6 protein-coding genes are annotated in these 13,617 nt (G+C 50.3%); 3 read left to right on the plus strand and 3 right to left on the minus strand.

The genetic code is table 11. From position 1 onward, the window contains the following. Positions 1–312: 312 nt before the first annotated feature. The 3 genes from P9L94_07630 (at position 313) to P9L94_07640 (ending at position 8,720) form a co-directional block, all read left to right on the plus strand. Positions 313–3,201, plus strand: coding sequence for a discoidin domain-containing protein (locus P9L94_07630; protein MDP8243935.1), 2,889 nt, complete (start codon positions 313–315; stop codon positions 3,199–3,201). Positions 3,202–3,298: 97 nt separating this feature from the next. Continuing rightward, positions 3,299–5,173 (plus strand): hypothetical protein, encoded by a 1,875-nt coding sequence (locus tag P9L94_07635; GenBank protein ID MDP8243936.1) that lies wholly within the window; start codon positions 3,299–3,301, stop codon positions 5,171–5,173. Positions 5,174–5,798: 625 nt separating this feature from the next. Continuing rightward, positions 5,799–8,720, plus strand: coding sequence for an alpha-L-fucosidase (locus P9L94_07640; GenBank protein ID MDP8243937.1), 2,922 nt, complete (start codon positions 5,799–5,801; stop codon positions 8,718–8,720). A 135-nt stretch (positions 8,721–8,855) separates the two neighbouring features. Here the strand turns inward: P9L94_07640 and P9L94_07645 are convergent, their stop codons facing one another. The 3 genes from P9L94_07645 to P9L94_07655 form a co-directional block, all read right to left on the minus strand. Beyond that, entirely contained in the window at positions 8,856–10,199 is a 1,344-nt protein-coding gene (locus tag P9L94_07645) for a Gfo/Idh/MocA family oxidoreductase (protein MDP8243938.1), read from the minus strand. 17 nt (positions 10,200–10,216) lie between these two features. Then, a complete protein-coding gene (locus tag P9L94_07650) occupies positions 10,217–11,335 on the minus strand; it encodes a DUF1080 domain-containing protein (protein MDP8243939.1) in 1,119 nt (372 codons plus the stop codon). Positions 11,336–11,668: 333 nt separating this feature from the next. Beyond that, positions 11,669–13,123, minus strand: a complete 1,455-nt coding sequence (locus P9L94_07655; protein MDP8243940.1) for a right-handed parallel beta-helix repeat-containing protein — start codon at positions 13,121–13,123, stop codon at positions 11,669–11,671. Positions 13,124–13,617 lie beyond the last annotated feature (494 nt).

The following is a 13,617-nucleotide window of genomic DNA, read 5'->3' on the forward strand; positions in this document are numbered from 1 at the left end:
GCTGATATTTTTGATTTCGTTGCATCAAGGTCTGCCCTCACTTCGCGACGCCTTGGCTTACCACCCCTTAAGTCAATGACATTGGCACTGAAGCGAGCAGAGTTGTACCCATGCCTGATACAGCGAAAGATCAAAAAAACCTTCAAACGGTGCTTTGTGTATAAGATTTTCTTGACGTGGTGCATGACGATGTGAGAATATATGATATAAGCATTGCACAGAGTCATTTCTCAACTCGATCGTAAAATCGAGAGCGCTCAACAGAGACGTGCAATAGTGAATCAAAATCTTTACAACAAAAGGCAACGCATCATGGACTTCTTCCCGCGGACTCTTTCGATTCTCCTATTGGCCTGCATCAAGTTTTCCTTGTGCGTATTCGCATCGGCGAGCAGCCCCTATCACCCGACTATCTCATCCTCATCTGTGCACTCGGACGAATATCAAGTTCACAAGGCAATTGACGGCGACGAATCAACGCGATGGGCGAGCGCGCCAAGAGGCAACGCCAACCTCACAATCGATTTTGGCCAGAGCGTTTCGTTTGAACAGATGACAATCTTCTGGGAAGCAGCATTTTCATCTTCGTATGAAATCCAAGTTTCAGATGACGGCCAAAGCTGGACAACAATCTTCAGGCAAACGGACGGCAAGGGCGGAGTCGAAGAAATTGAGGCGCTCAACGGAGTGGGCCAATTTGTAAGATTCAATTGCCTCGCCTCAAAACAGTATCCACTTATATCCATTTGGGAAATTGATTTTCACAACCCCAAAATTGAGGCCATACTGCAATCCATCTGCGACCGCGCCACGCAACCAGACGGCCCGCCGCTGTCACGAAAAGACGCCATTGAGGATTTGCTCGATCATGGCGTGAAAGAGATCGTCTTCTCCACTCGCGCAGACGGTAACGATGGTCACTGGTACGCCAACATCGGCTACTGGGCCTATGACGAAAACGACATGCTATATGGAAAGGGCGGACGGCTTTGTAAACTCAATATTGAAACCGGCAAGATGGATGTTTTAATGGACGACCCGGAAGGTACGGTACGCGACCCGGTCGTCCATTATGACGGCGAGAAGGTTCTTTTCTCATGGCGTAAGTCGGGTTCTAAAATTTTTCATCTCTATGAGTGCAACCTGGACGGCGGAGACATTACCCAACTCACCGATGGAGAGTATGACGACTTCGAACCATGTTACCTGCCTGATGGTGGAATTGTGTTTGTTTCCTGCCGCGGAAAGCGCTGGGTCAATTGCTGGCTGACTCAGGTCGCAATTCTCTATCGATGCGACGGCGACGGCGGCAACGTCCAACAACTTTCCGCGAACATCGAGCACGACAATACCCCGTGGGTCCTGCCCGATGGGCGCATCTTGTATCAACGCTGGGAATACATCGACCGCTCGCAAGTCGACTTTCACCATCTGTGGACAATGAACCCGGATGGAACCAACCAGATGGTCTATTTTGGCAACATGCACCCCAGCAGCCTTTATATCGACGCGAAGCCCATCCCAAACACCAGAGATGTTATGCTCATTAATTCGCCAGGGCATGGCAGTCGCGAACACAGCGGACACGTGGCGATTGTGAATAGCCAGTTCGGACCAGACCATAAAGATTCGCTAACAAACATCTCAGACAAGCCTGAGTACCGCGACCCCTGGCCGCTGTCGCGAGAACTCTACCTCGTTGCTCGCGGTCGAAGCATTCAGGTGATGAATGAGCATGGCAATGCTTCAACCATTTATACAGTACCGAAGTCATTTGGGGCGAAAGTAAACATTCAAGAGCCGCGCCCTGTGATTGAACGTGAGCGAGAAAAGTTGATTGCTTCACGAACGGATGCGTCACAGCCAACAGGCAAACTGATTCTTCAAGACGTAACCATTGGTCGTAGCATGAAGGGCGTCAGGCAAGGCGAGATACAAAAACTACTGGTGATCGAGTCGCTGCCGAAGCCAATTAACTTTACCGGGGGCATGGACCCGCTCACCTATGGCGGCAGTTTTACGCTGGAACGCGTTATGGGAACGGTTCCCGTTGAAGCAGACGGCTCCGCGTATCTGCAACTTCCCGCCAAGCGCTCGTTTTTCTTTATTGCGCTTGATGAGAATAACAATTCCGTCAAACGCATGCAGAGTTTTCTCACAGTGATGCCGGGCGAAACCCAAAGTTGTACGGGGTGCCACGAAAACCGAAACTCCATCCCGGACTATACGGGTCGACAAGCGACGCTGATGGCGCTTCAACGTCCAGCGAGCCCGATTCAGCCGATTGAAGGTCTGCCGGATGTGTATGACTTCCCGCGAGATATCCAGCCGATACTAAATAAACATTGCGTCAGTTGTCATAACCAAATTGACCGAAAAGGCGGCGTGGTGTTGACCGGCGACCGCGGCCCGATGTTCTCACACAGTTACGTCAGCCTGACATTAAAGCGCCAAGTTGCTGACGGGAGAAATATTCCAAAAGGCAATTATTCGCCGCGAACCCTGGGCGCCTCCGCCAGCCCGTTAATGAAAAAACTCAACGGCGGCCATCATGACGTGAAGGCCTCAGAGCACGAACGAGACGTTGTGAGGTATTGGATCGAAACCGGCGGCTGCTACCCCGGCACCTACGCCGCGCTGGGCCACGGCGCCATTGGCGGCTACCAACAAAACGAACAGATCAATATGGATGCAGACTGGCCGACAGGCGAAGCGTTTCAGCGTGTCGTACAAAACCAGTGCTTTGAATGCCACGAAAACCAACTCGGCTTGCCAACGCCATTGTCAATATCAGACGAGATCGGAATTTCATTCTGGCGATTTGACATTGATGATGAAAAATTTAAATTCTCGCGACACTTGATGTTTAACTTGACCAAGCCAGAACGCTCGTTGTTCTTGTTGGCCCCGCTCGACAAACAAGCAGGCGGGTTGGGCTTGTGCAGCGAAACGGTTTTCGAAAGCCAAGACGATAACGACTATCAGGTTTTGTTAAACCACATTTCAGCGGGCAAAGATTTTCTTGAGAACGATCTCACGCGATTTGACATGGCCCATTTTAAACCGCGTAAAGAGTATTTTCGCGAGATGATTAAATACGGCGTCTTACCGGCGTCGTTTGACCCAGCCAGCGATCCCTATGACGTTTATCAAATCGACCGCGCCTATTGGCAATCGCTGTGGCATCAACCTGTGAACTAAAAGCCGTCTTCAAAATAATGAAACGAGCCGTGTTACACACATGCCGCACACAGTAAAGTTTTAGATAGATTTCAAATACATCCTGAAGGATACAACCTTGAACTACGCGCCCCCGTTATCTCGCTTACTTATCAAATGCCTGGCTAGTGTTCTTGTTCTCACAATGCTTGCGCCAAGTTCGCATTCGGTTACGTCGCTTGAATCAATAGTCGCGACTGATGACGGATTATTGATCGTCGCTGATAAAACCGAAAAAAAACTCGTCATCATTTCTATTCATCAAGATGAAGTTCGAACAACCGTATTGCCCCTCTCAGGCGAACCGACCGGCTTGGCGCTTTCTAATGACCAGTCAATGGTGTATGTAACCTGCAACGACTCGACCAATACGGTCTATCAATACAACATAAAAAACGAGAAATGCGACATCGTCTTCTTCGCTGACAATGGCGCCTGCAGCCCGGTGGTTAATTCCAAGAATGACCGACTGTATGTTTTAAACCGGTTTGGCAACTCATTGTCAGTCTGTGACCTGAAGCAAAACCAGAAAATCGCGTCGCTTGCGCTCAGCCGCGAACCGATTGCTTCAGCGTTGACGCGAGACGAGATGTTTTTATTTGTCGCCAGCCACTTGCCGGCTGGCCCGGCGATATCAGACCATGTAGCAGCGGTTGTTCAGGTTGTGAATACGCGCGGGCTTCATCTGGTCAAAGATATTGTCTTGCCGAATGGCAGCACATGCGTCAAAGATATTTGTCTTTCACCTGACGGCGCTTATATCGTTGTCTCGCATATTTTGGCCCACTATCAATTGCCGACCACTCAACTCGAACGCGGGTGGATCGTCAACAATGTTCTCACCATCATTGATGTTAAAAAACAAGCCATACACGAAACCGTAATTCTAGACAATCTTGACCTGGGCGCTGCGAACCCGTGGGGAATTGAATTTTCAGACAGTGGTCATTTATTGGTCGCTCATTCGGGAACCAATGAGATAAGCGTGATTGATTACGCCGAGATGATGAGTGAAATTGAGAAACGCCGTCAAAGGACGATCAAACCTTACGGGCATCAAAATGATTCAGATTCAGAAATTGGCGATACGGTACCCGTTCCATTTGATATGACGTTTTTGAGCGGGATGCGCAAGCGACTCAAAATCAGTGGCATCGGCCCTCGCCAGATCGCAACCGTTGGGCAAAACGCATACATCACAAATTATTTTTCAAACAATATAGCGGTCTTAACCATGACGGAAAAAGACGTCAAAGAGACCCTCGTAGTAGGGGTTGGAGCGGTTGCGGCTGTAGACGAAATGGACGACGTTCGCCGCGGTGAGATGATCTTTCACGACGCCGCCCGCTGTTTTCAAGGCTGGCAGAGCTGCGCGACCTGTCACCCCGACGCACGAGTTGATGGCCTCAATTGGGACCTTCTAAACGACGGCGTTGGCAATCCAAAAAACACCAAAAGTATGCTTCTTGCTCACAAGACTCCGCCCGCGATGAGTTTAGGCATCCGGGCGAGCGCTGAAGTGGCCGTTCGGGCCGGATTCAAACATATTCTGTTCTCAGTGGTCAGTGAAGAAGACGCCAACTGCGTTGACATGTATTTGAGATCACTCCAGCCGTTGCAAAACAAACAAACAGATAAACAGGCGTCGATTCAGAATGGAAAGCGCATTTTTCATAGCAACAAGGCGTCATGCGTGAACTGCCATAATGGCAACCTGTTTACAGATTTGAACCAATACGACGTTGGAACTCAAAGCCCGTATGACGACCAGGCGGTCTTTGATAACCCTTCACTGATCGAACTATGGCGAACCGCTCCATACCTGCATGATGGACGGGCCGCGACAATGAAAGATGTTTTAACAACCTTCAATCCTATCGACAAGCATGGGGCTACATCCCATCTTAGTGAACAAGAAATAGCCGATCTGGAGGCATACTTGCTCTCGCTTTGAATTTGGCTCTAGCATCCCAAGATTCAGCGACCGTTTGAGTATTCGGTGTTGTTAAAGTATCTAAAAAAAAGTTCATCCGGTAAGTGAGTACCTGGACTGTTAGATGCCTTAATTTTGATTACGGAAACGTATTCCGTCCTATCAAAAATTGACAAACCAAATCAGGCATGGGTGCAACTCTGAGAGCGCCTGTGCATAAGGGCCTGAAAGTCCGCACTGAAGCGAGCAGAGATGTACCCATGCCACATGCAGCGAAATCTCAATTCAATTTATAAAAAAGTATCCAATTTACGGAAGAACCTAAAAAATGATGTCTCGATGATCAATTTCTATCGCTGATCCGCTACAGCGAATCGGTGTGCGCCTGACGAATAGAGGGTTTGTCAAAAATATGTGCGTAAAGCGCGCCCGTAGGGCTCAGCGATAGATACAGATACGGAAACTCAATCCGCACAGTATTCTGCCAACCACTATAAAATTCCACAACCGCTCTAATCAAATGCCGATCCGGTGTGATAGAATCTCACTGCGTCATGAACCTTCCGGCGGGCCTGGATGATGATTCCAGTTAACGCTTGAAGCATTCATGAATCGAGTAGCAAGTCCAATATCAACCGGGAAAATCATGATGAAAAACCCTATCGTAATGTGTCTGGTCGTTCTTACGGCTCTGTTTTCTGCATCCCATACCAATGCGGAAAACAAAAATCCAAACACCAACTGGCTCATGGAAGCGAAATACGGCGCGTTTATGCACTTCCTTCCATCCAGCGACAATGACTTGAAGCGGGTTGACCAATTTGACGTCGATGCGCTCGCAGAGCAGTTAGAGGATATGGGCGCCCGGTACTTGGTGCTCACGCTCGGCCAGAACTCGGGCTATTTTAATTCTCCCAACGCCGCTTATGAGAAAAAGACCGGATACGCGCCGGGAGAGCGATGTTCACTACGCGATTTGCCGATGGATTTGCACGAAGCGTTGCAGCCCAAAGGCATCCAGTTGATGCTGTATCTTCCCTGCCAGACGCCCAATCGGGACCGGCAAGCCCAAAAAGCGTTTGGATTGCCGGAAGGCGCGAAAGACCAGCCCGTCAACGCAGCGTTCGCCCATCAATGGGCGAATATCATTCAGGAATGGTCTGACCGTTATGGCGACAAAGTAGTCGGCTGGTGGTTTGACGGCGGATACGACCATATCCAATTTAATAATGAAATCGCTGAAATCTACGCCCAAGCGGTCAAACATGGAAACCCAAACGCCATCGTGACCTTCAACCCCGGCGTAAAGATTGTTCGGCATACGAAGGCAGAAGATTACACAGCAGGCGAGTTGAACGACCCTCTAGTCGTCGTCCCTGCCAGCCGCTGGTTAGACGGCTCACAGTGGCACGCCCTCACCTACCTTGGTTCGGCTTGGGGAAAAGACGACACGCGATATACGAATGAACAATGGGCCAAATGGGCGCAGGCGGTTGTTGCAAACCAAGGCGCATTCACGCTGGATATGGGGCCGAATTATGATCCGCAAGCAGGGCCGGTCGGCGCTTTCACGGATGCGCAAGTCAATCAGGTCAAAGCCATCAAAGCGGCATTAGCGCAAACGTCATCTTATCCGAAGCGGTTGAAACGCGCCGATAGTTTTTTGGGGATCCATTTTGATTTCCACGCGGGAGTAGACTGCACCGAGATCGGAAAAAACACCACCCGCGAGATGATTGAAAACATCATTGACCAAGTACATCCCGACTATATCCAAATAGATTGTAAGGGACACCCGGGGCTTTCCAGTTACCCGACTCAAGTCGGCAATCAAGCGCCGGGGTTTGTCGGCGATCCGCTGCGGCTATGGCGCGAAGTAACCGCCGAGCATGGCGTTGGGCTGTATATGCACTATTCCGGCGTGTGGGATTCTGAAGCCATTCGCAAACACCCCGAGTGGGCGGTGATCAACGCCAACGGAACGCCGAATGAAAATGCCACGTCATTTTTCAGCGCGTACGCCGATGAGCTGCTGGTCCCGCAGTTGCGCGAATTATCGGGCGATTATGGGGTCGATGGCGTCTGGGTGGATGGAGAGTGTTGGGCGTCGCAGCCTGATTATGGCGAAGCGGCGTTGAAAGCCTTTCGCGAAACCACCGGAATACAAACCGTTCCCCGCAGCCCCAGCGACCCGAACTGGTATGAGTTTCTTCAATTCAACCGTGAATGCTACCGCGACTATATGCGAAAATATATCGCCGCCGTCAAACAAACCCATCCTGAAATGCAAATTTGCAGCAACTGGGCGTTCACCGATCACATGCCCGAAGAAGTCTGTGCGCCCGTCGATTGGATTTCAGGCGACTTGTCTCCACAAGACAGCGTCAACGCCGCCCGCCTTTCGGCGCGATTTCTGACGCGACAGGGAAAACCCTGGGATTTAATGGCCTGGAGTTTCACCATTCGGGGCGAGAAACGAAACGGATCAAACCAAAAATCCGCCGTGCAATTAAAGCGTGAAGCCGCGTCGATTATTTCCCTGGGAGGCGGGTTCCAACCCTATTACCAACAGAACCGCGACGGCTCCATCCGTCAGGACTTCGTACCGACGATTGCACAAGTCGCAAAATTCTGCCGCGAACGACAAGCCGTCTGCCACGGGGCGGTCCCCATACCCCAAGCGGCTTTGCTCTATTCGTCCGCATCGCATTACCGTGAAATCAACGGCCTCTTCAACCGCGATTTATCCAGATTACGCGGAACCTTACAAGCACTGCTTGAGGGACAACAGTCGGTGGAAATTCTCGGCGAACACAACCTATCGGGACGGATGAACGAATATCCTCTCATTGTCATTCCTGAACTGAGTTACCTGGAACCGGCATTCAAACAAGAACTCATCGCCTATGCAAAGAATGGCGGCAATCTATTACTGATCGGCCCGGTAACGGCATCGCTGTTTCAGGATGAACTCGGCGCGGTCATTGCGAATGACGCGACTGCACAACCCCGCTATTTGTCTCACGGCGGGGCCATCGCCGCTGTGCGGGGCGACGTCAAAGAGATTACGCTCAGCGCCATCGCCAAACCATTTGGCAAACTTCTGGCGTCGTCAGATGCGAATTCAAACAGCCAGGCGGCGGCGTCCATCACAACGACAGGCAAAGGCCGCATCGCGGCGACCTATTTTCCATTCAGCCGCTGGTATATGGACGAAAGCCCAACCATCGCCCGCGCATTTTTGAACGATCTGGCGCGCCAACTGTTTCCATCTCCGCTGGTTGAAGTGAGCGGCTCTCCTCATGTGGATGTTTCCGTCAACCGGATCGACAGCCGTATGGCGATCAACCTGGTCAATACCAGCGGGCCTCATGCAGACCAGGAAAAACCTTTACATGATTCCATCACCCCGATCGGGCCGCTGCAGATCAAAATTCGTGCAGAAAAAAAACCCGCGAAAATCACCGTGGAACCGGGCGGCAAGGCGCTTGCCTTTGAATACCAAAACGGCGAAGCGCTTGTGACATTGCCCGAACTCGAAATTCATAGCGTGATTATCGTTGAGTAATCAGTAAATGATAAAGTTGAAGCGCATCTTAAATACAACGCGCGACCAATAAACCAGCATCAGTTTCTGGTTCGTTGGCCGCGCAGGTAATACAAAATCTCTTTGTGAATCAATCGCGTCCCGGTTCAGACAAAACTAGCCGTTCATCGTCCAGCCTTCGCGATAAGATTTTGTTAGATACTGATTGGCGCTTGCAACATTCGTCACGACGCCTTTTTTCGCGTCATATTTCAATTCTTCTTTAGCGCGAAACGCAGCAAGACCAAGGCACATGGTCTCAATCATGTTGGCGCTGTATTCAAAGTTACAAGCCGTATCAGCGGGCTTGCCGTTCTTGCAGGCTTCGATCCATTGGTTCTGGAAATGCCCCACATCCGGCAGCGACTCATCTGCAGAGCGCGGTTTAAAGTGGGACATGTTGTTGATATCGCCATTCGGGATAATCAGGTGGCTTCTAAAGTCTGAAATGAGAACGCCCTTATCGCCTTTGAACATCGCCCCATGACCAATCTTATTTAAATCAACCCACCCCGAAGGCGACTTCGGCATCGCGCCGCCCTGATACCAGGTCATGTTAATTTTGTCCCGCCATTGATTCGCCGGAAAAACAAATTCGCTGGTCAATTCAACTGGCGTTACTTCGGGATTAAACGCTTCGGGCGAGTGCGCTTTCACGCTCGTCGGCAATTCTGCATCGAGGACATTCCACAACAAATCCATGGTATGGCTGCCCATGTCGCCCATCTGACCGACGCCGAAATCCCAAAACATATTCCATTGCAAGCAACCGGCGCCGGGATTCGCGGTGACGTATTTTGAGTTGTAGGGATGATAGGGCGCGGGCCCGAGCCACAGGTCCCAATTAATATTCGAGGGAACCGGTTTTTCTTCCGGCCAATAACCGTCGCGGCGAATCTGGCGGTTGCCCCAGGCGCAGGCGTCTTGTAATTCGCCAATCGCGCCGTCATGGATTGATTCGCGAATGCGGTTGAAATTGGTGTATGCGTGACGTTGCATCCCCACCTGGGTCGCGAGTTTGTTCTTGCGCTTCAAGTAATTTTCGCGAACGGTGCGGGCTTCGTTGACGGTTATGGCAAGAGGCTTTTCCATATAGACATGGTAGTTGCGGTTCAATGCCCAGTTGGCAATAAAAGAGTGCGTAAAATCGGTCGTGCAACACAACACCGCGTCGATACCGGGATGGTCAAGGCACTTACGCCAATCCTCATAGACTTTCGCTTTGGGGAACTCCTTAAGCGCATGAGTGATGTTGTCTTTTTTTACGTCACATATAGCAACCACATTCTGTGATTGGAGGGTTGCATAGTGCGCTCTTGCGCGGCCATAAGCGGCAATCAAAGCAATATTGAGCCGGTCATTGGCGCCGAAAACTTTTCCACTGTTGAGTACCATCAATCCGCCGCCTGCGAGGAGGCTCTTCTTGATGAAATTACGACGGGGCGTTGTTGTAGACGTCATCATCATTCTCCTTATGTTTAGTCAATTTCTTTGATCTGTATATTTTTCAAGCGAATGGGTAAGCCTTCACTCTGAAACCCGATATACCCTTTTGACAACGGAACGCCGCTGCCTTTGTTTTGCAGTTCACCATTCACTTTCAGTTCAATGGTATCGTCTTTGCAAATAATCTCATACTGATTCCACCCGCCGGACGCCTTCTCATTCGACTCGTTCATGCGCGGCGCATAGCGGCTCCGTTTATTTTCATGCGTATTGAATTCCAGGTGCGACGCCATGCCGATCAAGTCGCCGGCGCGGTCATTCATCAGCTGCGCCTCCATTGAAACGGGCCAAACTTTTTCGCCATCAGTCATGTGCAACAAGACGCCGCTGTTGCCCGGCTCTTTCGGCCATTGCCAGTCGAAGGTCAATATGTAATTGCTGAATTCTTTATCCGTCCGCAAAAAACCTTGCGGGACTCCCGTACAGTAGATCGCCCCATCTTTAGCTAACCAGGTTTCTTTGGGGTCCGCATTCGGGTCTTCCGACCACATCGTCCAACCGTCAAAGTTTTCTCCGTTAAATAACGAGACCGGCTCTGCTTTATAATCGCCTTCGATTGAGACGCTGCCAAACGGCAGACATTGCTCGAGCGCATTCTTCGCGCTCCAGGGCAGTTCCCCGCCCTCCATCAGAGTTGCTTGCGAATTGCCGACTCCGAGTTTTTTTGCGAGATCGCTGCCAGATTCATATTGGGCGAATAAGACTTCGCCGTAAAAGAAACGATCCCTGAGGAGGCGCCCGTTCATAATAGACAACATCGGGTTGCCGCCGTATTCATTGATGATCGTCACAATCATGATTTTTTTAGAAAAAAGGCCCATGAATTCATGATCGGAATTTTCAGAATAAAACACATGCTTGATAGATGAAGTTCCGTCTTCGTTGCTGGTGCTCCCTTTTACATTCCCGTCTTCATCAATCGACAATTCAATATCAAATAAGACCTCATTGGTCCCGTCTTGACCGAGAAGCGACGCGCTGCCTTTTCCTTCCCAGGTAAACGGCGGCTGCACATCCTGAGCGAGGCATGGCGCCCCCAACATTACAGCAGCGGCAAAAGAAAGAAGTAGAAGTTTGGTCCAATGTTGCATTGTCTTGTTCTCCTTTGAAAATAGAATGCGTATTTTTATTGCATGGCCTATTGAACTCAAATATGGTTCATCCGGTAAGTGAGTACCTACCTTGATGGATGGCCATTTTTTGGATTCAGAAACGGGCTCCGGCATTTCACAAATTGACAAACCAATCAGGTATGGGTGCAACTCTGGGAGCGCCTGTGCATAAGGGCTTGAAGGCCCGCACTGAAGCAAGCAGAGTTGTACCCATGCCTGATACAGCGAAAGATCAAGAATTCACGAAAAAGCGTCAAAAAACGCAATTCAATTTGTGATAAAGTACCCAAATACCGGAAGAACCTAAAATATTTAGTACATCATCCAATGTTTTAATCGAGTTTGGATCGGCCCCTGCGACCCGATAAAACCGCCGTCGCTCGCCGCCGCCAACGCGGGCGAACCTTCCTGCAATTGAAATCCCGCGCGGCTAAACAACGCAGCATCCGTTTGGGGGTTCGCATAGAGCGGATCAAACGAGGCTTCATGATCGACCGTAACATTGATGTACGATTCGAAGTCAGTCAACACATTACAATACGACGCAATGGCGGCATCCTCTTCATAGTCGTTGGGGTCGTCGATCGTACCGTTAAGAATTCCAGCAACGCCTATTACATTGGTGTTGCTTACGGTGAGTTTTCTGTCGAGCGCGATTGACGCTTCGAGGCGTAATTCAAACAGCTCCGGCGTCTCCACCAGATTCTGGTAGAAATCGCAATGATCAACCGTGATGATGGCTTCTTCCGCGTCAGCCGCCGCATATAGCCCTTCACGGAAACATCCAGCGACAATGCAATGAGTCATCGAGACGCGCCCGCCAATGACACGTACGCCAATGTTTTCCGAGCCAACAATCGCCGTCTGGTCGAAGTCCGCCAGAATTGGTAGTTCGCCCGAATCTTGCTTATCAACATTCACAGAACCACGGTTTCCCAAAAGCGTGCAATTGCGAAATACAATCTTTCCGCCGCCCAGCGTCGCGGCGTTTTCGCAATTGATGATTTGCGTATTTTCGATCAAATGCCCGTCGCCAATTGCGGAACGGCTAGGCTCGTCCGGGTTTGGCTGTGACGCGCAATCCATCTCGATTCCATTGCCATTACAATTTTGGATGGTGCATCCACGAATGGTGACGGAAGGGTCGGTCGGTTCGCCCGCAGTCCCTTTTAATATTTGAATACCGTAATGGCATTGCTCAATCAGGCAGTCTTCAATGACGATTCCAGCGGAGGGGATCGTTTGCCCCGACACAAGGACGCCAAAGTTAAATCCCGAATAGGCCGTCCCCGGGCCGCCCGCGCCACGGATGGTGCAGTTCCGCAAGACGACGTCATTACAATCCATCAACGCGATGGCGGCGGAAATGGTCAGGACGTTAATATCGGTTGTCGGATTTTCAAACGTCATGCCCTCAATCACGACTCCAACGCAGCCCGCAAAAAAAGCGCCGAGCAAATCCGCGCCGGGTGCGCCGATCGCTCCCAGGCGTTCCGCCGAGTTGACGGCGCGCAGCGTGGGCGATTGCCCTTCAGCCGCTTTGAGCGTAAATTGAGCGGCGAAACCCGCCAGCGGCCCCGCAGCCAGGTCTTCATCATAAACAGCGCTATCAAGGACAAGAATATCATCCCCTTCCGCTGCCATCGCGACCGCGTTTTGAATCGTGTTTACATCGCCGGAACCATCCTGCGCAACGGTGATCGTGGCCGTGAAACCCGGCAAACATGTGATAGATAGAATCAGAAACACAAAAAGTAAGAGTCTCATCTCATTTCTCCCCAGAAATCAAGAATGGATCCTGCCGTACGTCACCGCCATCATATCAAAAAGAGAACGAAATGAATATCACTAAATGCGATGAATCATTGTGAAGTTATTTCGCCAATTTCTACACAATGGAAAAGAATGCGTGTTTTCAATCGAAATATGTTTACACGCATTTGAAAAAAAATACGGTTCATCCGGGAAGTGAGTAATTACATTGATGGGTAGCCATGACTTAGGTTCCGAAAACGTATTCCGGCGTATCAAAAATTGACAAACCAATCAGGCATGGGTGCAACTCTGGGAGCGCCTGTGCATAAGGGCATGAAAGCCCGCACTGAAGCCAATGTCATTGACTTTAGACTTTTAGCCCCCCTTTTTAAGGGGGGACGGCGCTGAAAGCGCCAGGGGGATTTCAAAACAGCACAAATAAAGCGATACATTCAAACAATATTTCAAGGGCTGGCTTCATTTTATTCAGCCTTGCCCTTGCCACC

The organism is Candidatus Hinthialibacter antarcticus, assembly GCA_030765645.1.
Classification (GTDB): Bacteria; Hinthialibacterota; Hinthialibacteria; order Hinthialibacterales; family Hinthialibacteraceae; genus Hinthialibacter; species Hinthialibacter antarcticus.